Source organism: Streptomyces lasalocidi (assembly GCF_005280215.1).
GTDB lineage: Bacteria > Actinomycetota > Actinomycetes > Streptomycetales > Streptomycetaceae > Streptomyces > Streptomyces longwoodensis.
Genome location: NZ_SZNQ01000001.1, coordinates 4,231,264 through 4,253,966, shown reverse-complemented (window position 1 = coordinate 4,253,966; position 22,703 = coordinate 4,231,264). Strand labels below are relative to the sequence as shown.

Sequence of the window (22,703 nt, the reverse complement as noted above, 5' to 3'; positions counted from 1 at the left end):
CCCCGCACCATGATTCACTTTCCATGATTCATTTCATGGAACCACTGTAAGCACGCCCGCCCGGGTCCGCACACACCGAAGGGCCCCACCCGGTGGGTGGGGCCCTTGGGAAAGAAGAGTCCGGCCGACTGCTCCGTCCGGGACGGATTAGGCCAGTGGAGTGATGGCCGGGGTCGTCGGCCAGGTCATGCGGATCAGGCCGCCGTTCTCCCCGGTGGAGACCTCGACGTCGTCGACGAGGCCGCTGATGACCGCGAGGCCCATCTCGTCCTCCTCGGTCTCCTCGGGCTCGGCACCGCCGGCACCCCGCGCCCCGGGCACCGCGTGCGGCGCCTCGTCGCCCACCTCGATGGAGAACTGCTTCTCCTCCTCGATGAGCGACACCTTCACCGGCGCGGTCACCCCGCTGAGCTGATGCAGTCCCACGGCACGCGAGCAGGCCTCGCCGACGGCGAGCCTGACCTCGTCGAGGACGGCCTCGTCCACTCCGGACCTGCGCGCGACCGCCGCCGCCACCAGACGGGCGGTCCGCACGTGCTCCGGCAGCGCGCTGAAGCGGAGTTCAACGGTGGCCATGCATCCCCTCCGAACTACGGGCGTGCTGTCGGGGGGCCGGGCGCGAGGGCCCGGTCCCCCGGTGTTCACCTGATGCCGCCCGGGCGCGCGGCCCGGAGCGGCGGGTCAGTCGGTGGCCGCGACCGCTTCGTCGACCGAGGTGTGAATGGGGAACACCTTGGTGAGGCCGGTGATGCGGAAGATCTTCAGAATGCGCTCCTGGTTGCACACCAGGCGCAGCGAGCCCTCATGGGCACGCACTCGCTTCAGGCCGCCGACCAGTACGCCGAGCCCGGTGGAGTCGAGGAAGTCCACGCCCTCCATGTCGACGACGAGGTGGAAATTCCCGTCGTTCACCAGCTCGACCAGCTGCTCGCGCAACTTGGGCGCGGTATATACGTCGATTTCGCCACCGACCTCGACGACCGTACGATCGCCGACGGTACGGGTCGACAGGGACAGGTCCACGGATCCTCCAGCACCTTGCTATCGAGCGGTCGCCCCTAGGGTCACCTCGGCTTGAAGCCCCCAGGACGGTTCGCCAGCCGCGATGGCATTCAATCACTTACCGGCAGGCGTGCACGACGCCTTGGCTCCATTGTCCGTCACTCCGGTGACACACTCGGTGCCGATGGCCAAGAATCACCGATCCGATCGATCCCCGGCGGACACCGTGCAGCGCCCGTCCCCGGGCACTGTCCTGGACCGGCTCGCCTCGGGACCGAGCCGAGCCTCGCGCATCACTCATACGGAGCACTTGCCCCCGCGTGCGGGCCGCCATGCCGTCTGGCCTGACCGGATTCACTCCGAAGTGATCGCCGCGGTCCACGCGGCGGGCATCGAGCACCCCTGGGCGCACCAGGCACTGGCCGCCGAGCACGCCCTGGACGGCGACTCGGTGGTCGTCGCCACCGGCACGGCCTCCGGGAAGTCCCTGGCGTACCTCGTGCCCGTCCTGTCCACCCTCCTGGAGGGGTCGAAAGCCCCGAACGGCCGAGGCGCCACCGCCCTCTACCTCGCCCCGACCAAGGCCCTCGCGGCCGACCAGTGCCGCGCGGTGAAGGACCTCGCCCGACCGCTGGGCACCGCCGTGCGCCCCGCCGTGTACGACGGCGACACGCCCTTCGAGGAACGCGAGTGGATCCGCCAGTACGGCAACTACGTACTGACCAACCCGGACATGCTGCACCGCGGGATCCTGCCCTCCCACCCGCGCTGGGCCTCCTTCCTCAAGGCGCTCAAGTACGTCGTCATCGACGAGTGCCACACCTACCGCGGCGTGTTCGGCTCGCACGTCGCCCAGGTGCTGCGCCGACTGCGCCGGCTCTGCGCCCGCTACGGCGCGTCGCCGGTCTTCCTGCTGGCCTCGGCGACCGCCGCCGAGCCGTCCGTGGCCGCCCGCCGCCTCACCGGCCTGCCCGTGGTCGAGGTGGCCGACGACGCCTCACCGCGCGGTGAACTGGTGTTCGCCCTGTGGGAGCCCCCGCTCACCGAGATGCAGGGCGAGAAGGGCGCTCCGGTGCGCCGCACGGCGACCGCGGAGACCGCCGACCTGCTCACCGACCTCGCCGTCCAGGGCATCCGCACGGTCGCCTTCGTCCGCTCCCGGCGCGGCGCCGAGCTGATCTCGGTCATCGCCCAGGAACGGCTGGGCGAGGTCGACCGCTCCCTGGCCCGGCGTGTCGCGGCCTACCGCGGCGGCTACCTCCCCGAGGAGCGCCGCGCCCTGGAACGCGCCCTGCACTCCGGCGAACTCCTCGGCCTCGCCGCGACGACGGCCCTGGAACTCGGCGTCGACGTCTCCGGCCTCGACGCCGTCCTGATCGCCGGCTACCCCGGCACCCGCGCCTCCCTGTGGCAGCAGGCGGGCCGCGCCGGCCGCTCCGGACAGGGCGCCCTGGCGGTCCTGATCGCCCGCGACGACCCCCTGGACACCTTCCTGGTCCACCATCCCGAGGCCCTGTTCGACCAACCGGTGGAATCCACGGTCCTCGACCCCGACAACCCGTACGTCCTCGCCCCCCACCTGTGCGCGGCCGCCGCCGAGCTCCCGCTGACCGACGACGACCTGCCGCTGTTCGGCCCGGCCACCGCCGAGCTGATGCCCCAGCTGGAGGCCGCCGGCCTGCTGCGCCGCCGCACCAAGGCCTGGCACTGGACCCGCCGCGAACGGGCCGCCGACCTCACCGACATCCGCGGCGAGGGCGGCCGGCCGATCCAGATCGTCGAGGCCGGCACCGGCCGCCTCCTCGGCACGGTCGACGCGGGCTCCGCGCACACCACCGTGCACGAGGGCGCCGTCCACCTGCACCAGGGCCGCACCTACCTGGTGCGGTCACTGGACCTGGAGGACTCGGTCGCGCTCGTCGAGGAGGCCGCCCCGCCCTACTCCACCGTCGCCCGCGACACCACGGCGATCTCCGTCCTGGAGACCGACGTCGAGGTCCCCTGGGGCGACGGCCGCCTGTGCTACGGCTCCGTCGAGGTCACCAACCAGGTCGTTTCCTTCCTGCGCCGCCGCCTCATCACCGGCGAGGTCCTCGGCGAGACCAAGCTCGACCTCCCTCCCCGGACGCTGCGCACCCGCGCGGTGTGGTGGACGGTCACCGAGGACCAGCTGGACGCGGCCCGCATCAACCCCGAGATCCTCGGCGGCGCCCTGCACGCCGCCGAACACGCCTCGATCGGCATGCTGCCACTCTTCGCGACCTGCGACCGCTGGGACATCGGCGGCGTGTCCATCCCCCTGCACCCCGACACGCTGCTCCCGACCGTCTTCGTCTACGACGGCCACCCCGGCGGCGCTGGCTTCGCGGAGCGCGCCTTCCACACCGCCCGCGCCTGGCTCACCGCCACCCGCGAGGCCATCGCCTCCTGCGAGTGCGACGCCGGCTGCCCGTCCTGCATCCAGTCCCCCAAGTGCGGCAACGGCAACGATCCCTTGCACAAGCGGGGCGCGGTACGGCTGCTCACGGAACTGCTGCGGGGGGCGCCGGAGGAAGCGGGGGTGGAGGGCGCGGAGGCGGAGGAACCGAGGGCTCAGCGGCCTGAGGCCGCAGGGATTGAGGGCGCGGAGGCGAAGGAACCGAGGGCTCAGCGGCCTGGGGCCTAGGGGGGTGCGGCCGGACCCGAGGTGGTGCAGCGACTCGGCCCAGGGCTGCGGCTGACAGGCTCAGGGAGGCGCGCTCCCCCGTGTCCCAAACCCGCCGGGCCCCGCGTCGCCGGTCCCAGGTCCCCCGGATCCACCCCCACAGGCCCCGCCCGTGCCCTCGCCTCCGCCGTGAACGGGCCTCCTCCCGATCTCGCCGTCACGTCCGAGACCTCGCCGACGACCGCGCACCGCACCAGCCGGGCCCCCTGCTCCCGGGCCACCCGCTCCGCCCGGTCGCACGCCGCCGCCTCGCCGTCGGTCCAGTGGTCGGCCGCCGCCAGGGCCGCCAGGTCGGCACCGCCGGCGGCCCGGTGCCGGACCACGACGGCGTGCCCGAGCGACAGCACCACGCCGAACACCACGCACAGCACGGCGATCACCACCACGCCCCAGACGGAGGCGGAGCCCCGGTCCCGCCCGACACGTGCCCTCACGACGACCCCACCTCCGCGTCCTCCGCCACCGCCACGGCCTCCTCCCGCACCTCGAAGGGCAGCCCGCGCAGCAGCGGCGGCCGCGCCACGACCACCACGCGGACCTGGTCGCCCTCGCGGCCGACCGTCACCTCGGCGTCCTCGGGCGCGGCCGACCGGGCCATCTCGACCACGGCGTCCGGGGACTCCTGCCGAGCCGCCGCCCGGGCGCCGGCCCTGGCCGCGTCCACGCACTGGATCTGGGCGGCGGCCACGAGCAGCCCCCACACCAGCGCCATCGCGAACGCCACCAGGACCGGCAGCACCACGGCCGCCTCCGCCGTCACGAACCCCTGGTCCGAACGGCACCGGCGCCCCCGCTCACATCCGCGCACTGAGCGCTCGCTTCACGATGGCCTGCAGTTGCTCGGCGACGGCCGGAGACGTCACCACCTTGTAGAGCAGCACCGCGAACGCCACCGCCGCGACGATCCCCATCGCGTACTCGGAGGTGACCATCCCCGCGTCGCCTCGCGCCGCCCGCACCCTGCACACCAGGGCGCGCAGCCGCGCCCGTACCGCCTTGTACATCTCAACCCCCGTGAGGTCTCGTTCCGTTGTCGGTGTCCTGCACCGCTGTCGCTGCACTGATCCGCGGCGTTTCCTCGGTCCGCGGCGTCTCTCACTGATCCGCTCACTCGCGCGTCGTCATCCCGTCACGGCCCACCTCCTCCCAGCACGCCGCCCGCCAGTCCGATCACCACGGGCAGCACCCCCACCGCGATGAAGGCGGGCAGGAAGCACAGCCCCACCGGCGCGGTGACCACGACGGCCGCCCGCCGGGCCCGTACCGTCGCCGCGCGCACCCACTCCGCGCGGGCGTCGGCGGCGAGCCGCGCGACCGGTCCGGCCGCCGGAAGCCCGGACACGTCCGCCCTCTCCAGCAGCGCGGCCAGGGGCGCCGCTCCGGGCGCCGAGGCCAACCGGCGCCAGGCGTCGGCCGGTTCACCCCCGAGCCGTACCTCCGCCGCCCCGCGCGCCAGCCCTTCGCCCACCGGACCGCCCAGCGCCTCCCCCACGGCCTGTGCGGCCGCCACCGGCCCCGCCCCCGCCGCGATGCAAGCGGCCAGCAGGTCTGCCGCCAAGGGGAGTTGGCGGGCCGCCTCGGCCCGCTGCTCGGCCTCCTGTGCCGCACCGGACGCCTCCTGCCGCCGACGCCACCGCCACAGCGCCGCCGCGCCGCACAGGCCGACCACGACCCCGGTGGCACCCCCGATCAGGGCCCAGCCGATGCCCACGACCCCGACCTCGGGAAGCCACCGCCGCGCACGGCCGCCGAGCACGAACCCCGGGGCCCGCCGCGCCACCGCCACCGCCAGCAGTTCGGCGGCCCGCTGCCGCGCCCGTCGTCGGTGCCGTACGCCCTCCGCGCACCGCACCAGCCACGCGAGGGCCACCACGATCCCCACGGCCACCCCCAGCCTGTGGACGAACTCCGCGCTCACCGCACGCCTCCGTTCCCGCTCCGCGTCCGTTCCCCGCTCCGCCTCATGCCGCCTCGGCTCCCTTCACGACCCGCAGCGCCCACCACAACCCGGCGCCCTCCAGCACCGCCCCGGCCGCCAGGCAGCCGAGGCCCGCGCCGGTGTGCAGCAGGACGTGCAGCGGATCGGCGCCCAACGCCGCACCGAGGAGCAGCCCGAGGACCGGCAACCCGGCGAGCATCACCGCCGTGGACCGCGGCCCCGCCAACTGGGCCCGCAGGTCGGCACGCTGGTCGCGCTCGGCCCGCAGGGCCCCTTCCAGGCGGTCCAGCCCGTCGGCCAGGCCGGCGCCCTGGTCCACGGCCACGCGCCAGCACGCCGCCAGCCCCAGCAGTCCCTCCGCCCCCGGTCGCCGAGCCGCCGCCGCGAGCGCTCCGGGCACGTCCCCGCCGAACCGGGCCGCCGCCAACACCCCCGCCTGCGCCCCGCCCAGCCCTCCGGAGTCCCGCGCCGCGACCAACAGCGCCTCCCCGGGCTGCCGTCCCGCCCGCACCTCACCGGCGAGCGCGGCGCACAGCGCGATCACCGCGTCCCCCCGGCGCTCGCGGGCCCGCCGCCGCGTCCCGGCCAGGCGCACCCGGCCGAGCAACGGCACCCCGATCGCCCCCGCGACGACCGGGAGCACCGACGCCCCCAGCACCGAGAGCGCCAGCCCGGCCACGAGCGACCACCACTCCGGCCGCCACCTGCGCCGGATCCGCCGCACCTCCTCGGCCCAGTCCTGCCACGTCGGCGGTCCGACGCCCACCACTCCGCCATCGGCACCGGCCAGCACCAGTCGGGCCCGCCGGGCCCCGGAGTGCCACCGGCTCGACATCCACGCCGCGACCGCGAGCCACGCCACCGCCGCGACCGTCGCCACCTCACGCAACCCGCTCACCGCACCCTCCCGTCACTTCCGCCGCACGACTACGGACCTGCGGACCCGCGCCCTCCACAGCCACCGGCCCAACTGCATCGCCCGCCAGGCCCACCGAGCCCAGCGCCCCACCCGCACCCAGCAACCCCCGCAACCGCCCCCACCCGGCCTCCGCCACGAACGCCCCCGCCCCCCACCGCAGCGCCGGCACGGTCCGCACCAGCCCCGCGGGGTCCCGTTCCAGCACGTGCACCTCGGCGATGCGCCGCTGTCCCCTCCGGTCCCGCACGAGGTGGATGACGACCGACAGCGCCGCCGCCAACTGGCTGTGCAGCGCGGCCCGGTCCAGCCCGGCCGCCGTGCCGAGCGCCTCCAGGCGAGCGGGCACGTCCGCCGCCGCGTTGGCGTGGACCGTCCCGCAGCCGCCCTCGTGGCCGGTGTTGAGCGCGGCCAGCAGGTGCACGACCTCCGCGCCGCGGACCTCGCCGACGACCAGCCGGTCGGGTCGCATCCGCAGGGCCTGCCGCACGAGGTCCTCGAGCGTGACCAGCCCGACGCCCTCCTGGTTGGCCGGTCTGGTCTCCAGCCGCACCACGTGCGGGTGGTCCGGTCGCAGCTCGGCCGAGTCCTCGGCGAGCACGATCCGCTCCCCGGGCCCGACCAGTCCGAGCAGTGCGCTCAGCAGGGTCGTCTTGCCGCTGCCGGTGCCCCCGCTGACGAGGAACGACAGCCGCGCCTCCAGCAGGGCCCGCAGCACCCGGTCACCGCCGGGCGGCACCGTGCCGGCGGCCACCAGCTCGTCGAGGGTGAACGCGCGGGGGCGTACGACCCGCAGCGCCAGGCAGGTGCAGCCGACGGCCACCGGGGGCAGGACCGCGTGCAGCCGGGTCCCGTCGGGCAGCCGGGCGTCCACCCACGGCCGGGCGTCGTCCAGGCGCCGTCCGGCCACCGCGGCCAAGCGTTGCGCGAGGCGTCGTACCGCCGCCGCGTCCGGGAAGGACACGTCGGCCCGTTCCAGGCCGCCGCCCCGGTCCACCCAGACCCGGTCAGGTGCGGACACCAGGACGTCGGTCACCGACGGATCGGCGAGCAGCGGCTCCAGCGGCCCGCTGCCGACCAGCTCCGAGCGCATCCGCTCCGCCGCGCCCAGGACTTCCGCGTCCCCGAGCACCCTGCCCTGTTCCCGCAGCGCCTGCGCCACACGCGCGGGCGTCGGCTCGGCCCCGCTCTCGGCGAGCCACCGCCGCACCCCGTCCAGCAGCGCCGGGGCGCCCCGCTCGTCGAACCCCGCGCTCATCCGCTCCCCACCTCCGTCAGCGCCCGCTCCCAGAACTCCTTGCAGAAACGCGCGAGCGGTCCGCGCGCCGCCGCTCCCGGAGGAGTCCGGCCGCCGTCCGGGCGGAGCAGCACCGGCTCCACGGGCACCTCGCCCACCAGCGGCAGGCCGAGCAGGCGGGCCACCTCGCGGTCGTCCAGGCCGGGGGCGTAGGGACCGCGGACGGCCACCCTGACGTCCTTCAGGACCATGCCGACGGCGGAGGCGACCCGTCCGGCCGCGGCGACGGCGCGCAGTTCGGCCGGCACCACGAGCAGACCGACGTCGAGCTGGGCGAGGACCTCGGCGACGCCGTCGTCGACGCGGCGCGGCAGGTCGACGACGACCGTGCCGCCCCGTCGGCGGGCCGCGGCGAGGACGGCGCGGACGGCCTGCGGAGGGACGGCGACCCGGTCACCGCGGTCCCAGCTGAGCACCCGCAGGGCGTACAGCTCGGGCAGGGACTCCTCCAGGGCGCCCCCGCCGACGCGTCCTCGCGAGGCGGCGAACGCGGGCCAGCGCAGGCCCTGGGCCGTCTCGCCGCCGAGGAGTACGTCGAGTCCGCCGCCCAGGGGATCGGCGTCCACGAGCAGGGTGCGCAGTCCCTGACGCGCGGAGGTGACGGCGAGGGCGCACGCGAGCGTGGAGGCGCCGGCCCCGCCGCGGCCGCCGATGACGCCGACGGTGAGGGCGGGTCGTCCGACGCCCTCGGCTACATCGGCGATCCGGTCGACCAGCCACTGCTCGCCGTCGGGCAGCACCAGGACGTGGTCGGCGCCGATCTCGACGGCCCGGCGCCAGACGCCTGAGTCGTCCTGGTCACGTCCGACGAGGACCACACCGCGCCGTCGGGTGGCCCCTCGGACCCGTCGGGCGGCGTCGTCGCCGACCAGGACGAGCGGTGCGGATTCCCAGCTCCCCCTTCCTCGCGGGAGGGAGTGGCGGACTTCGGGTGTGGCGCCGGCGGCGGCGCACAGCCGCAGCAGGTCGTCGAGGAGCTGGGTGTCCTCGGTGATGATCAACGGCCTTCCCTGACGGCCCGAGGCCGCGGGTGGCGGGTCGTGTGTGACGGCTCCGGTCACGGTTTCCGTCCCCCTTCGCTGCGTCTCGCCGGGCCCCTGCGGCCCCGCGATTCCCCAATGTGTGAAGAACCGGTAACCGGTCCCCCTTTGAACGGCCGTGAGGAACAGCCGCCGTGAACGGCCGGCGGAAACCGGTCGTGGGCGTCCGACAAACGGAACGGGACTTGAACTCGGCCCGAGCGGGACGCCTGGGAATCACCGTGCAGCGAAGCCGGAAATCGTGTGGATCTTGGTCGATTTCTGTGGACGAGTCAGGGCTTGTGAATATCGCCTTCACCCAAAGCGGTGAGCCCCGCGGCAACTCCGGTACGACTTCCACAGAGCAGCGCGACGACTACACACAGTGACTATGCTGGGGTCCACGACGCGAGCGGTGCGCTACGACCAGGAGAGGGGGATGCACCGTGATGATAAGAGGAAAATGCACCCGGACATGCGACGACCCCCGCCGGGGGGGAGAGCGGGGGTCGTCTCCACGGCCGACTCGGGGGGGGAGGAGTCGGGCCGGGTTAGCACGGTCGCGAACGATCCGTGACTTCCATGGTGTACCCGACAGCCCTGTCAGGCAAACCCACGCGCCCACCTTACGCCGAATGGGCTGCCCCTATGCTCAGGGGCGTGGAAAACCACTCCCTGCCCCGCACAGCCGCCTTCTTCGATCTGGACAAGACGGTCATTGCGAAGTCGAGCACGCTCACCTTCAGCAAGTCGTTCTACCAAGGCGGTCTGATCAACCGCAGGGCCGCCTTGCGTACCGCGTATGCCCAGTTCGTCTTCCTCGTGGGCGGTATGGACCACGAGCAGATGGAACGCACCCGCGAGTACCTGTCCGCCATGGTGCGCGGGTGGAACGTCCAGCAGGTGAAGGAGATCGTGGCCCAGACCCTGCACCAGCTGATCGACCCGATCATCTACGACGAGGCCGCCTCCCTCATCGAGGAGCACCACCGGGCCGGCCGCGACGTCGTGATCGTCTCCACGTCCGGCGCCGAGGTCGTCGAGCCGATCGGCGCACTGCTCGGCGCGGACCGGGTGGTGGCGACCCGGATGGTCGTGGGCGACGACGGCTGCTTCACCGGCGAGGTGGAGTACTACGCGTACGGCCCCACCAAGGCGGAGGCGATCCGGGAGCTGGCGCAGTCCGAGAACTACGACCTCGACCGCTGCTACGCCTACAGCGACTCGGCGACCGACCTGCCGATGCTGGAGGCGGTGGGCCGTCCGCACGCGGTGAACCCGGACCGGGCGCTGCGCCGCGAGGCCGTCGCACGCGGGTGGCCGATCCTCGACTTCCACCGCCCGGTGCGCCTCAAGCAGCGGATGCCCCGCTTCTCCGTACCGCCGCGCCCGGCCCTGGTCGTGGCGGCGGCCGTGGGAGCGGCGGCCGCCACCGCGGGCCTGGTCTGGTACGCCAGCCGGCGCCGGGCGGCCGCGCCCGCCTGAGCCGTCCGACCGACCGGCGGCCCCACCGTCGTCCACCTGTCCGCTTGCACCGTATTTGAGCATAAAAGTAAAGAACTCCGGTCAGGGCTTTCGCTCGTCGGGGGCTTGGAGTACAAAGGATTCAGCGGCCCGCGAGACCAAAGGACATCCGCGAGGATCCCCTTCTTCAACGCATTGGCCCCACGGACCGAGCATGAACACCGGGCACCCACGCGACGTCGACCCGTCGATTACGGGCCAGCCGCACCAGGTGGCGGGCAAAGTTCCCGGCCTGATGGGCACATATCGAGGACGCTTGGTAACCCGGTGGACGTGCCAGCGGCGGTACGAGCCCTCGTACCGCCGCATTTCTCTTGCCCGCCGGCTATGCCGCTCCGCGCTGCAGGGCCTCGCACACCGCCGTGGACTCGCGGGCGCCCAGTTCCACGGCCCGGCCGCAGTGGGCGATCCAGGCCGCCATGCCGTCGGGCGTGCCGGAGACATAGCCGTCCAGGGCCGCGAGGTAGGCGGCCCGGCCCAGCTCGGCGTGGCCCACCTCGGACGGGCAGACGGCCTTGGGGTCGAGACCGCTGCCGATCAGCACGATCCGCTCGGCCGCGCGCGCGACCAGGGCGTTGTGCGAGACGAAGGGCCGCAGGGCGAGGAGTTCGCCGTGCACGACGGCCGCCGTCACCAGGGCGGGCGCGGAGCTGCCCGCGACGATCAGCTCGGCCAGGCCGTCCAGCCGCCCGGACACCTCGTCGGCACCCGGCGCCGGCAGCTCGATCAGCGGCTCGCGCACCGCTTCACCGGCCCGCCGCGGCCGCCCCACCGCGTCGTCCGCCTCCGCGGCGGCGACCACGTGCAGCCTCGCCAGCACCCGCAGGGGCGACTGCCGCCAGACCGACAGCAACTGGCCCGCCTCCGCGGTCAGCCGCAGCGCGGCACCCACGGTCCGCGCCTCGTCGTCCGCGCCGAAGTCGCTGCGCCGGCGCACCTCCTCCAGGGCCCAGTCCGCGCCGGACAGCGCGGCGGAGCCGCGGGAGGCGCGCAGAGCGGCCTCGGAGGTGATCGCGGTACTGCGGCGACGCATGATGCGGTGCCCGTAGACGCGGTCCACGGCCTTGCGGACGGACTCCACGGAATCGGACACGCCGGGCAGCGAGCCCAGGGCCGCGAGCGGATCGGCGGTGGCGCCTGTCGTACTCATGCGTACGACCCTACGCATCCCCGGCCGCGACCCCACGAAGGAGTGGTCTTCTTCACGCACCCCTGCCACGCACAGCAATCATGCGACTACGCTTGGTGAACATGAAAATTGCTTTCGTCGGGAAGGGCGGCAGCGGCAAGACCACCCTCTCCTCCCTGTTCGTCCGTCACCTCGCGGCGAGCGGCGCACCGGTGATCGCCGTCGACGCTGACATCAACCAGCACCTGGGGGCCGCCCTCGGCCTGGAGGAGGCGGACGCCGCCGCGCTGCCCGCGCTGGGCGCGCACCTGCCCCTGATCAAGGACTACCTGCGCGGTGCCAACCCCCGCATCGCCTCCGCCGGGACGATGATCAAGACGACCCCGCCCGGCGAGGGCTCCCGGCTGCTGCGGGTCCAGGAGGACAACCCGGTCTACGACGCCTGCGCCCGCCCGGTGGAACTCGACGGCGGCGCCGTCCGTTTGATGGTCACCGGCCCCTTCACGGACGCCGACCTGGGGGTCGCCTGCTACCACTCCAAGACCGGAGCGGTGGAGCTGTGCCTGAACCACCTGGTGGACGGCCCCGACGAGTACGTCGTGGTCGACATGACGGCGGGCTCGGACTCCTTCGCCTCCGGCATGTTCACCCGCTTCGACATGACGTTCCTCGTCGCCGAGCCGACCCGGAAGGGGGTCTCCGTCCACCGCCAGTACAAGGAGTACGCCCGCGACTACGGCGTCGAGCTGAAGGTCGTCGGCAACAAGGTGCAGGGACAGGACGACATCGACTTTCTCCGCGCCGAGGTCGGTGACGACCTGCTCGTGACGGTCGGGCACTCGGACTGGGTGCGCGCCATGGAGAAGGGCCGCCCGCCCCGGTTCGACCTCCTGGAGGAACCCCAGCACGAGGCCCTGCGCCGGCTGCGGTCGGCCGCCGACGCGACGTACGCACGGCGCGACTGGGAGCGCTACACCCGCCAGATGGTCCACTTCCACCTGAAGAACGCCCAGTCGTGGGGGAACGAGCGCACCGGGGTCGACCTGGCCGCGCAGGTCGACCCCGGCTTCGTGCTCCACGAGGGCGTCACGGCCCCCGCGTAGCCGGAGCTCGGCCCCGCGCAGCCACGGCTCGGCCGCCCGTAGCCACGACTCGGCTCCCGTGTGGCTACGGCTTGGCCGCCGGTGCCCCCGGGACCCCCTTGGGGGCCGGGGCGGGCCGGTCCGAGAGGAACTGCTCCCAGCCCTCGCGCGGTGCCTCGCCCACCTCCAGGGTGCGCAGCTTGGCCAGGGTCTCCGGATCCTGGGCGTCCAGCCAGTCGGCCAGCTGGTGGAAGGAGACGCAGCGTACGTCGGGCTTGTTGCAGACCGCCTCGACGACGTCCTGGACGGCGCGCATGTACACGCCGCCGTTCCAGGACTCGAAGTGGTTGCCGATGACGAGGGGCGCGCGGTTGCCGTCGTACGCCCGCTGGAAGCCGGCGAGCAGGCTGTCGCGCATCTGGTGCCCCCAGAACGCACGCTTGGCGGGGTCGCCCTGGGTGGCGGTCCCGGACTGGTTGACCATGAAGTTGTAGTCCATGGTCAGCTGCTCGTAGGAGTGGCCGTAGAAGGGCACGAGCTGCATCGACAGGTCCCACAGCCCCTCCTTCTTGCCGGGCCAGACCTGGTTGTTGACGCCGCTGGTGTCGTAGCGGAAGCCCATGTCCCGGGCGGCCTTCATGAAGTTCTTCTGGCCTTCGAGACAGGGGGTGCGGGCGCCGATCAGCTCCTTGTCGTAGTCGAAGGGCAACGGGGCGGCCTTCGACATCCCGGTGTTGGTCTTCCAGGTCTTCACGAACTGCTTGGCCTGGGTGATCTCGTCCTTCCAGTCCTCCACCGACCACTGGCCGACGCCGCCGTCCTTGCCGCAGAAGTGGCCGTTGAAGTGGGTGCCGATCTCGTTGCCCTCCTGCCACGCGAGGCGTAGCTGCTTGGCGGTGTCGGCGATCCCCTGCTCGTCGTTGAAGCCGATGTCGGAGCGGCCGGGCGAGTGCTGCGGCGGCTTGTACAGGTCGCGCTTCTCCTCGGGCAGCATGTACACGCCGCTGAGGAAGAACGTCATCGTCGCGTTGTTGGCCTTGGCGACCTCGCGGAAGTGCGAGAACAGCTTCTGGCTGTCCTCGCCGGCGCCGTCCCAGGAGAACACGACGAACTGCGGCGGCTTCTGCCCCGGCTTCAGCCGCTCGGGCCGGGGCAGGTGCGGCTGGGCCCCCGTATACGCGGTCGAGCCGTCGCCGATCAGGCGGACGAGGCTCTTGGGCGCGGGAGCCGCCTGCTGCCTCCCGGGCCCGGACGCGCCCGCGCCCGCGCCCGCTGCGTGAGAACCGGTGGCCCCCGTCGAGCAACCGGCCAGTGACGCGGCGACGGCCGCGGCGACCACGGTTCCCGTGGCGATCCTCTGGGTGGCGGTCATGTTCCGCCCACCTTCTTCCTTCTCTCAGGCCAACGCCGACCACGGCGTTCTGGTGCGCCGCCGACCAGCCGACGGCGCCGTCAACGTCGCACGGAGGACGAGAAGGAATTAATACGACAAGCCGATAAAAAGCCCACTTCACTCTTTAGGGGGGTTACGTGCGCCATTTGCCATGAATGCCCATGCTCGTCCTTTACTCTGCATTACGATCCATTTACCAAGCGTTGATCCATCCCGCCGCTTGTACGCCGTGACCCACGGCCGCGACCACCCCCGCCACCGCCGGGGGAAGACCGAGTTCCGCGACCGCGCTGCCCCGGAGGAGACGGGAACATGTCAGCCTGCGTCCCCACACGCCCCACCGAACCGACCGACCCGGCCACGCCCGAGCGCCTGCACCAGCCCCACAGCCCGCCACCGGCCCCGCGCCGCCGCTTCCACCTCGCGGGCGCCGACGTGTCCGCGTCCATCGCCGTCTTCCTGATCGCCCTTCCCCTGTCCCTCGGCATCGCCCTGGCCACCGGCGCGCCACTCCAGGCCGGCCTCGTCGCCGCCGCCGTCGGCGGGCTGGTCGCCGGCCGGCTCGGCGGTTCCGCCCTGCAGGTCAGCGGGCCGGCCGCCGGACTCACCGTGGTCACCGCGGACCTCATCCACCGCTACGGCTGGCGCACGACGTGTGCCATCACCGTCCTCGCCGGACTCGCCCAACTCGGCCTCGGCTGCCTGCGCGTGGCCCGCACCGCGCTCGCGGTGAGCCCCGCCATCGTGCACGGCATGCTCGCCGGCATCGGCGTGACCATCGCCGTGGCCCAACTGCACATCGTTCTGGGCGGCACGCCACAGAGCTCCGTGCTCGCCAATCTGCTGGCCCTCCCCGCGCAGGTGGCCGCGGTGCGCCCGGCCGCCCTCGTGGTGAGCACCCTGACCCTCACCCTGCTGCTCCTCTGGCCGCGGCTGCCCGGCCGCGCGGGCCGTCTGCTCCGCAAGGTGCCCGCCGCGCTCGTCGCCGTCTCCGGAGCGACCGCGGTCGCCGCCCTCACCGGACTCACCCTGCCCCGCGTCGCGTTGCCGTCGTGGAGCAGCCACGCCCTGGCCGGACTGCCCGAGGGTCCGGCCCTCGGCCTGGTCGCCGCCGTGCTCACCATCACCCTGGTGTGCAGCGTGCAGTCGCTGCTCGGCGCGGTCGCCGTGGACAAGCTGGTGGCCTCCCGCGCCACGTCGCCCGACGAAGCGCAACCGGCCGACGGCACGGGCTCCCGCTCCACCACCGACGCCACGGCCTCGTCGGCCGTAACCGGCTCGACCTCCGCCGACGCCTCGCCGGCGACCGCCCCCTCGACGCCCCGCGTCGCCCGTTCCGACCTCGACCGTGAGCTGCTCGGTCAGGGCGCCGCCAACATCGTCTCCGGGGCGCTCGGCGGACTGCCCATCGCCGGTGTGGCGGTACGGAGTTCGGCGAACGTGCGAGCCGGGGCGGTGAGCCGGAACTCCACGATGCTCCACGGCGTTCTGGTAGTAGTCGCCGCGCTGCTGATGGTCCCGATCCTGGAGCTCATCCCGCTCGCCGCCCTCGCCGCCCTGGTGATGGCCGTCGGTATCCAGATGGTGTCCCTGCACCACATCCGCACGGTGACCCGCCACCGCGAGGTGCTGGTGTACGCCGTCACCACCCTCGGCGTGGTGTTCCTCAACGTCCTCCAGGGCGTGGCGCTCGGCATCGCCGTCGCCGTGGCCACCGCCCTGCACCGCCTCGCCCACACCCGCATCACCCATGACGAGAAGGAAGGAGTCCATCACGTACGCGTCCGGGGCCAGTTGACCTTCCTCGCGGTCCCGCGCCTCAGCCGGGCCCTGCACCTCGTGCCCCACGGCGCCCCCGCCGTCGTGGAGTTGGACGGTTCGTTCATGGACCACGCGGCATACGAGACCCTCCAGGACTGGCAGAAGACGCACACCGCGCACGGAGGCACGGTCGAGTTCGGCGGCCGCCGCCCCGGTCTGCGGATCGCCGAGCCGGTGATCCCGCACGCCGACGAGGACGCCGACTGCCGCTGCGGCCCTTGGACACCGTGGCGCAACCACCAGTGCGACCTGACGAGCCTCACCCCGACGGGCACGGGCGACGTGGACCGCCGCCCGGACACCGGCACCGCCACCAGCACAGGCACCGAAACCGCCACCGGCACCAGCACCAGCACCAGCACCAGCACCAGCACCGACCCTGCGGCCGCCGAGAGCACGGGCCTCGACAGCGCGGACGCCCAGACTGCGGACGTCGCGCACGAAGACACGGACGAACGCAGGAACGGGCACCCCGGCCGGAAGGAGACCGACCCCCACCCCCAACCCACCACCCACCAACTCGTCCGCGGCATCAGCGCCTTCCAGCGCAACACCGCCCCCCTGGTGCGGGACGAGTTGGAGCGGCTGGCGCGGGAGGGGCAGCGGCCCTCGCAGCTGTTCCTCACCTGCGCGGACTCGCGGCTGGTGACGTCGATGATCACGTCCAGTGGTCCGGGCGACCTGTTCGTGGTGCGCAACGTGGGCAACCTCGTGCCCTTGCCCGGTGAGGACAGTGGGGACGACTCGGTGGCCGCCGCGATCGAGTACGCGGTGGACGTGCTGGAGGTGCGGTCCATCACGGTGTGCGGGCACTCCGGGTGCGGGGCCATGCAGGCCCTGCTGAACGCCGAGCCCGGTGAGGCGCACACCCCGCTGAGGCGGTGGCTCCGGCACGGGCTGCCCAGCCTGGAGCGGATGGCCGACGACGGCCGACCCTGGGCCCGGCTCGCCGGACGCGCCGCCGCGGACGCGGTGGAACAGCTGTGCCTGACCAACGTGGTGCAGCAGCTGGATCACCTGCGGGCCCACGCGTCCGTGGACCGGGCGCTGCGGGCCGGTGCGCTGGAGCTGCACGGGATGTACTTCCACGTGGGTGAGGCGCAGGCGTACCTGCTCACCGAGGGCAGGGTGTTCGACCACGTACGACCGGTCGACGTCCCGGCGTGACGACCGCGCGGCCGCCCACGCCCGGGCGGCCGCACCACTGGAAGGGGTGCACCCGCTGAACTGCTGAACTCTCCCCCACCGGGGTCCGTGCCTACCGACGACAGCCCGGCCGTGCCCACCCCCACAGCACAGGTCTAAACCAATTCCCGGGCTGCCCTTGTCACCGGCTCCCGGGTCTGATGAGCTGTGGCCCGGGACACAACGGACACCCTGGGAAAGGGAGATGTCGTGAGCAACGAAAGCCTGGCCAACCTCTTGAAGGAGGAGCGACGCTTCGCGCCGCCCGCTGACCTGGCCGCCAACGCCAACGTCACGGCAGAGGCGTACGAGCAGGCCAAGGCTGACAGGCTCGGTTTCTGGGCCGAGCAGGCCCGCCGACTGACCTGGGCCAAGGAACCGACCGAGACGCTCGACTGGTCGAACCCGCCGTTCGCCAAGTGGTTCGCGGACGGCGAGCTGAACGTCGCGTACAACTGCGTCGACCGTCATGTGGAGGCCGGGCACGGCGACCGCGTGGCGATCCACTTCGAGGGCGAGCCGGGTGACAGCCGCTCCCTGACCTACGCCGAGCTGAAGGACGAGGTCTCCCGGGCGGCGAACGCCCTGCTGGAGCTGGGTGTGCAGAAGGGCGACCGGGTCGCCGTCTACATGCCGATGATCCCCGAGACGGCCATCGCCATGCTGGCCTGCGCCCGGATCGGCGCCGCGCACTCCGTGGTCTTCGGCGGCTTCTCGGCGGACGCGCTCGCCACCCGCATCCAGGACGCCGACGCGCGCGTGGTGATCACTTCGGACGGCGGCTACCGGCGCGGGAAGCCGTCCGCGCTCAAGCCGGCCGTCGACGAGGCGGTGACCAAGGCCGACAACGTCGAGCACGTGCTGGTGGTCCGCCGTACCGGGCAGGACGTGGCGTGGAACGACGAGCGGGACGTGTGGTGGCACGACCTGGTCGGGCGCCAGTCGGCCGAGCACACCCCGGAGGCGTTCGGCGCGGAGCACCCGCTGTTCATCCTCTACACCTCGGGGACGACCGGGAAGCCGAAGGGCATCCTGCACACCTCCGGCGGCTACCTCACCCAGACCGCGTACACCCACCACGCGGTCTTCGACCTCAAGCCGGAGACCGACGTCTACTGGTGCACGGCCGACGTCGGCTGGGTGACCGGCCACTCGTACATCGTGTACGGACCGCTGGCCAACGGCGCCACCCAGGTGATGTACGAGGGCACCCCGGACACCCCGCACCAGGGCCGCTTCTGGGAGATCGTGCAGAAGTACGGGGTCACGATCCTCTACACCGCCCCGACGGCGATCCGGACGTTCATGAAGTGGGGCGACGACATCCCCGCGAAGTTCGACCTGTCGAGCCTGCGGGTGCTGGGTTCGGTCGGCGAGCCGATCAACCCCGAGGCGTGGATCTGGTACCGCAAGAACATCGGCGCCGACCGCACGCCGGTCGTGGACACCTGGTGGCAGACCGAGACCGGCGCGATGATGATCTCCCCGCTGCCGGGCGTCACGGAGGCCAAGCCGGGCTCGGCGCAGCGTCCGCTGCCGGGCATCTCCGCCACGGTCGTCGACGACGAGGCGAACGAGGTGCCGAACGGCGGGGGCGGCTACCTGGTGCTCACCGAGCCGTGGCCGTCGATGCTGCGCACCATCTGGGGCGACGACCAGCGGTTCCTCGACACGTACTGGTCGCGCTTCGAGGGCAAGTACTTCGCCGGTGACGGCGCGAAGAAGGACGACGACGGCGACATCTGGCTGCTGGGCCGGGTCGACGACGTCATGCTCGTCTCGGGCCACAACATCTCCACCACCGAGGTGGAGTCCGCGCTGGTGTCGCACCCCTCCGTCGCCGAGGCGGCGGTCGTGGGCGCGGCGGACGAGACGACCGGTCAGGCGATCGTGGCGTTCGTCATCCTGCGCGGTACGGCCGCGGAGAGCGACGGGCTGGTCGACGAGCTGCGCAACCACGTCGGCGCGACGCTCGGCCCGATCGCCAAGCCCAAGCGGATCCTGCCGGTGGCGGAGCTGCCGAAGACCCGCTCCGGCAAGATCATGCGGCGCCTCCTGCGTGACGTCGCGGAGAACCGGCAGCTCGGCGACGTCACGACCCTCACCGACTCCACGGTGATGGACCTGATCCAGGCGAAGCTGCCCGCGGCGCCCTCCGAGGACTGACGGCCGGCCGGGGAGGTTCCGAGGAGATCCGCTCCGGGTGCGGGGGCCACGCGTCCCCGCACCCGGAGCGCCCGCCCCCAAGGACGTACGCAGGGCTCGTCGGGTGTGGGCCGCCCCGCTTGGGTAACCTGAACGAAGCGACACGCAACACGCGAAGACCGCAATACGAGAAGACCACGGTGTGCCGGGAAGTCTGGTCGGCAGGTGCTCAGTCCTGCCCACCGACCGGAGGTTCCCCCCGTGGCCGCGCCCCGCTCCACCGCTCCCCGCCAGAGCTCGTCCGGCAAGCTCTTCGGCCGTCTGTCCCTGCCGGAGCGGACCCTGGTCGGGGACGCGCTGCGCACGGAGACGGTCGGCGGTGTGCTGCTCCTGCTGGCCGCCGTCGCGGCGCTCGTGTGGGCGAACGTCCCCGCGCTGCACGACAGTTACGAGAGCGTCAGCGACTTCCACTTCGGCCCCGAGGCCCTCGGACTGCACCTGTCGGTCGCGCACTGGGCGGCGGACGGACTGCTCGCGGTCTTCTTCTTCGTGGCCGGCATCGAGCTCAAGCGGGAACTGGTCGCCGGTGATCTCCGCGACCCGAAGGCGGCCGCCCTGCCCGTCGTGGCGGCGCTGTGCGGGATGGCCGTACCGGCGCTGGTGTACACGCTGACCAACACGGCCGACGCGGGTTCCCTGGCGGGCTGGGCGGTGCCCACCGCCACCGACATCGCGTTCGCGCTGGCGGTGCTCGCCGTGATCGGCACCTCCCTGCCGAGCGCGCTGCGGGCCTTCCTGCTCACCCTCGCCGTGGTCGACGACCTGTTCGCGATCCTGATCATCGCGGTCTTCTTCACCGACACCATCCACTTCGCCGCGCTCGGCGGGGCCGTCGTCGGCCTCGGCGTGTTCTGGCTGCTGCTGCGCCGGGGCGTGCGCGGCTGGTACGTCTACGTCCCGCTCGGGGTCGTGATCTGGGCGCTGATGTACAACAGCGGCGTCCACGCCACCATCGCCGGCGTCGCGATGGGACTGATGCTGCGCTGCACCACCCGCCAGGGCGAGCGGTGCTCCCCCGGCGAGCGCGTCGAGCACTTGGTGCGCCCCCTGTCGGCGGGACTCGCGGTGCCGCTGTTCGCGCTGTTCAGCGCGGGTGTCACCGTCTCGGGCGGGGCGCTCGGCGACATCTTCACCCGGCCGGAGACGCTCGGGGTGGTGCTCGGTCTGGTCGTCGGCAAGACGATCGGCATCTTCGGCGGCACCTGGCTGACCGCGCGCTTCACCCGCGCCTCGCTCAGCGACGACCTGGCGTGGCCGGACGTCTTCGCGGTCGCCTCGCTGGCCGGCATCGGCTTCACGGTGTCGCTGCTCATCGGCGAACTCGCCTTCGAGGGCGACGCGGTCCTGACCGACGAGGTCAAGGCGGCCGTGCTCGTCGGCTCGCTGATCGCCGCCGCCTGGTCGACGGTGCTGCTGAAGATACGGAACGCCAGGTACCGCAGGCTCTGCGACGCGGAGGAGCGCGACGACGACGGGGACGGCATCCCGGACGTCTACGAGGAGGACGACCCGGAGTACCACCTGCGGATGGCCGCGATCCACGACCGCAAGGCCGCCGAGCACCGCCGGATCGCCGAGGAGATGGCCGCGGCGCGGCGCGCACGCGCCGAAGTGCCGGGCGGGGCGGGCGAGGAGGGCGGCCGTCCGGCATGATCTGACGGGACGGTACAAAAGACGGGACCGTGTGCGGTCCGGCCGAGCGGCCGGGCGGCGCACCCCCGAGGAGAACGAGGGAGACCGCGATGAGCGCACCCGACGGCAGCCCGGTCGGCGCGGAACGCAGCATCGGCCAGCTGTTCGCCTCGGCGACGACCGAGATGTCGGCGCTGGTGCACGACGAGATCGCGCTGGCGAAGGCGCAGCTGAAGCAGGACGTCAAGCGCGGGGCGACGAGCGGCGGCGCGTTCTCGCTGGCCGGCGCGCTGCTGGTGTTCTCCCTGCCGATGCTCAACTTCGCCCTGGCGTACGGCATCCGCACCTGGAGCCACTGGAACCTGGCCGTCTGCTTCCTGCTCTCCTTCGCGGCGAACGTCCTGGTCGCCGGCGCGCTCGCACTGATCGGCGTGGTGTTCGCGAAGAAGGCCAAGCAGGGCAAGGGCCCGCAGAAGGTGGCCGCGTCGGTGAAGGAGACGGCGGGCGTCCTGCAGAACGCCAAGCCGCACCCGCGGCCGGAGCTCGACGTGGACCGCGGCCCGCAGGCCATCGAGGCTGTGGCACGCTCGTCCTCATGACGGACCCGGCCCCCACCCCTTCGGCGCAACCCGCCTCGGTCGTACGACCCGACGGTCCCTGGACCCACCGGGACGTGGCGGCCAACGGTGCCCGCTTCCACATCGCGGAGGCCGGCGACGGGCCGCTGGTCCTCCTGGTGCACGGCTTCCCGCAGTTCTGGTGGACGTGGCGGGAGCAGCTGACGGCGCTCGCCGACGCCGGTTTCCGCGCGGTCGCGGTCGACCTGCGCGGTGTCGGCGGCAGCGACCGCACGCCGCGCGGCTACGACCCGGCCAACCTCGCCCTCGACATCACCGGCGTGATCCGCTCGCTGGGCGAGCCGGACGCCGCGCTGGTCGGTCACGACCTAGGCGGCTACCTTGCGTGGACGGCGGCCGTGATGCGCCCGGGGCTCGTACGACGGCTCGTGGTGTCCTCGATGCCGCACCCACGGCGCTGGCGCTCGGCGATGCTCGCCGACTACCGGCAGTCAGCGGCGAGCTCCCACATCTGGGGCTTCCAGCGGCCGTGGATCCCGGAGCGCCGGCTCACCGCGGACGACGGCGCGCTGGTCGGCGAGCTGATCCGGCAGTGGTCCGGCCCGAACGCGCCGGACGACAAGGCGATCGAGACGTACCAGCGGGCGATGTGCATCCCCTCCACGGCGCACTGCTCGGTCGAGCCGTACCGGTGGCTGGTGCGCTCGCTGGCCCGGCCGGACGGCGTCCAGTTCTACCGCCGGATGAAGCGCCCGCTGCGGGTGCCGACGCTGCACCTGCACGGTTCGCTCGACCCGGTGACCCGCACGCGCAGCGCGGCCGGCTCCGGGGAGTACGTCGAGGCGCCGTACCGGTGGCGGCTGTTCGACGGCCTGGGGCACTTCCCGCACGAGGAGGACCCGGTCGCCTTCTCCTCCGAACTGGTCAATTGGCTGAAGGATCCCGAACCCGACCGGTGACCGTTCGAACGTGCCCGGCACCCGGGGCCGGACCTACTGTCCTATGAACGGCCACATGCCTGTCGCATAGGCCAATTGGCCGTCGCCCAGGCGGTTATGGACCTTGGGGCGGGGGCAGACGTCGAGGTATGGGCTGGACGCACGACTACAGTGACGCAGCACGCAACCGTCGCTCGGCCTCGGGCCTGAGCACCCACCAGCGGGACGGCTCCCCACAATCGGGCGCCGACCTCCGGGTGGGCATTCCGGTCATCCTGCGCCGCCGGGCCCGCTGGGTCTCGGTACGCCTGCGCCACCCCCGTCCCTGACACCCGCGCG

20 protein-coding genes are annotated in these 22,703 nt (G+C 72.9%); 9 read left to right on the top strand and 11 right to left on the bottom strand.

What is annotated here, in order from left to right:
- Window positions 1-147: 147 nt before the first annotated feature.
- A complete protein-coding gene (locus E4U91_RS19155; protein ID WP_137307994.1) occupies window positions 148-576 on the bottom strand; it encodes an ATP-binding protein in 429 nt (142 codons plus the stop codon).
- A 105-nt stretch (window positions 577-681) separates the two neighbouring features.
- Window positions 682-1,023: an anti-sigma factor antagonist BldG gene (gene bldG / locus E4U91_RS19150; protein ID WP_009189842.1), complete on the bottom strand. Its 342-nt coding sequence runs from the start codon at window positions 1,021-1,023 to the stop codon at window positions 682-684.
- Between the two features lie 82 nt (window positions 1,024-1,105).
- Between bldG and E4U91_RS19145 the strand changes: the two genes are divergently transcribed.
- On the top strand, window positions 1,106-3,667 hold the full coding sequence (locus E4U91_RS19145) for a DEAD/DEAH box helicase (RefSeq protein ID WP_241678627.1): 2,562 nt from the start codon (window positions 1,106-1,108) through the stop codon (window positions 3,665-3,667).
- Here the strand turns inward: E4U91_RS19145 and E4U91_RS19140 are convergent.
- From E4U91_RS19140 to ssd, 7 genes are all read right to left on the bottom strand, one after another.
- Entirely contained in the window at window positions 3,664-4,140 is a 477-nt protein-coding gene (locus E4U91_RS19140; RefSeq protein ID WP_168218135.1) for an Rv3654c family TadE-like protein, read from the bottom strand. The two genes, E4U91_RS19145 and E4U91_RS19140, sit on opposite strands and share 4 nt — an antisense overlap.
- Entirely contained in the window at window positions 4,137-4,466 is a 330-nt protein-coding gene (locus E4U91_RS19135; protein WP_404766196.1) for a TadE family type IV pilus minor pilin, read from the bottom strand. The genes E4U91_RS19140 and E4U91_RS19135 overlap by 4 nt, the downstream gene beginning before the upstream one ends.
- Before the next feature lie 34 nt (window positions 4,467-4,500).
- Window positions 4,501-4,710, bottom strand: a complete 210-nt coding sequence (locus tag E4U91_RS19130) for a DUF4244 domain-containing protein (protein WP_137307990.1) — start codon at window positions 4,708-4,710, stop codon at window positions 4,501-4,503.
- Between the two features lie 125 nt (window positions 4,711-4,835).
- Entirely contained in the window at window positions 4,836-5,624 is a 789-nt protein-coding gene (locus tag E4U91_RS19125; RefSeq protein WP_137307989.1) for a type II secretion system F family protein, read from the bottom strand.
- Window positions 5,625-5,667: 43 nt separating this feature from the next.
- The gene (locus E4U91_RS19120) at window positions 5,668-6,480 is read right to left on the bottom strand and encodes a type II secretion system F family protein (protein WP_137310899.1); all 813 of its coding nucleotides are present in this window, start codon (window positions 6,478-6,480) and stop codon (window positions 5,668-5,670) included.
- Between the two features lie 46 nt (window positions 6,481-6,526).
- Window positions 6,527-7,819 carry a TadA family conjugal transfer-associated ATPase gene (locus tag E4U91_RS19115; RefSeq protein WP_241678626.1) on the bottom strand — a complete coding sequence of 431 codons (1,293 nt, stop codon included), beginning with the start codon at window positions 7,817-7,819 and terminating at the stop codon, window positions 6,527-6,529.
- A complete protein-coding gene (gene ssd, locus E4U91_RS19110; RefSeq protein ID WP_137307988.1) occupies window positions 7,816-8,919 on the bottom strand; it encodes a septum site-determining protein Ssd in 1,104 nt (367 codons plus the stop codon). Before ssd ends, E4U91_RS19115 begins: the two co-directional genes overlap by 4 nt.
- A gap of 606 nt (window positions 8,920-9,525) precedes the next feature.
- Between ssd and E4U91_RS19105 the strand changes: the two genes are divergently transcribed.
- Window positions 9,526-10,362 (top strand): HAD family hydrolase, encoded by an 837-nt coding sequence (locus E4U91_RS19105; RefSeq protein WP_137307987.1) that lies wholly within the window; start codon window positions 9,526-9,528, stop codon window positions 10,360-10,362.
- A 364-nt stretch (window positions 10,363-10,726) separates the two neighbouring features.
- Here E4U91_RS19105 and E4U91_RS19100 read toward each other — a convergent pair whose 3' ends face one another.
- Window positions 10,727-11,551: a Fic family protein gene (locus E4U91_RS19100; RefSeq protein WP_137307986.1), complete on the bottom strand. Its 825-nt coding sequence runs from the start codon at window positions 11,549-11,551 to the stop codon at window positions 10,727-10,729.
- 101 nt (window positions 11,552-11,652) lie between these two features.
- On the opposite strand from E4U91_RS19100, the gene E4U91_RS19095 reads away from it, so the two are divergent.
- Window positions 11,653-12,633 (top strand): ATP-binding protein, encoded by a 981-nt coding sequence (locus tag E4U91_RS19095; protein WP_137307985.1) that lies wholly within the window; start codon window positions 11,653-11,655, stop codon window positions 12,631-12,633.
- Window positions 12,634-12,697: 64 nt separating this feature from the next.
- On the opposite strand, the gene E4U91_RS19090 is transcribed toward E4U91_RS19095, so the two are convergent.
- Complete coding sequence (locus tag E4U91_RS19090; RefSeq protein ID WP_137307984.1) at window positions 12,698-13,984, bottom strand: polysaccharide deacetylase family protein; 1,287 nt, start codon at window positions 13,982-13,984, stop codon at window positions 12,698-12,700.
- A gap of 333 nt (window positions 13,985-14,317) precedes the next feature.
- Here E4U91_RS19090 and E4U91_RS19085 point away from each other — a divergent pair, with 333 nt between their 5' ends.
- The 6 genes from E4U91_RS19085 to E4U91_RS39040 all read left to right on the top strand — a co-directional run bounded on the left by E4U91_RS19085 (window position 14,318) and on the right by E4U91_RS39040 (window position 22,693).
- The gene (locus E4U91_RS19085; protein WP_137307983.1) at window positions 14,318-16,993 is read left to right on the top strand and encodes a bifunctional SulP family inorganic anion transporter/carbonic anhydrase; all 2,676 of its coding nucleotides are present in this window, start codon (window positions 14,318-14,320) and stop codon (window positions 16,991-16,993) included.
- 228 nt (window positions 16,994-17,221) lie between these two features.
- A complete protein-coding gene (acs, locus tag E4U91_RS19080) occupies window positions 17,222-19,177 on the top strand; it encodes an acetate--CoA ligase (protein ID WP_137307982.1) in 1,956 nt (651 codons plus the stop codon).
- Window positions 19,178-19,417: 240 nt separating this feature from the next.
- Window positions 19,418-20,869 carry a Na+/H+ antiporter NhaA gene (gene nhaA / locus E4U91_RS19075; RefSeq protein ID WP_137307981.1) on the top strand — a complete coding sequence of 484 codons (1,452 nt, stop codon included), beginning with the start codon at window positions 19,418-19,420 and terminating at the stop codon, window positions 20,867-20,869.
- 89 nt (window positions 20,870-20,958) lie between these two features.
- A complete protein-coding gene (locus E4U91_RS19070; protein WP_137307980.1) occupies window positions 20,959-21,447 on the top strand; it encodes a phage holin family protein in 489 nt (162 codons plus the stop codon).
- On the top strand, window positions 21,444-22,385 hold the full coding sequence (locus E4U91_RS19065; RefSeq protein WP_137307979.1) for an alpha/beta fold hydrolase: 942 nt from the start codon (window positions 21,444-21,446) through the stop codon (window positions 22,383-22,385). The genes E4U91_RS19070 and E4U91_RS19065 overlap by 4 nt, the downstream gene beginning before the upstream one ends.
- 128 nt (window positions 22,386-22,513) lie before the next feature.
- Window positions 22,514-22,693, top strand: coding sequence for a hypothetical protein (locus tag E4U91_RS39040; protein ID WP_137307978.1), 180 nt, complete (start codon window positions 22,514-22,516; stop codon window positions 22,691-22,693).
- Window positions 22,694-22,703 lie beyond the last annotated feature (10 nt).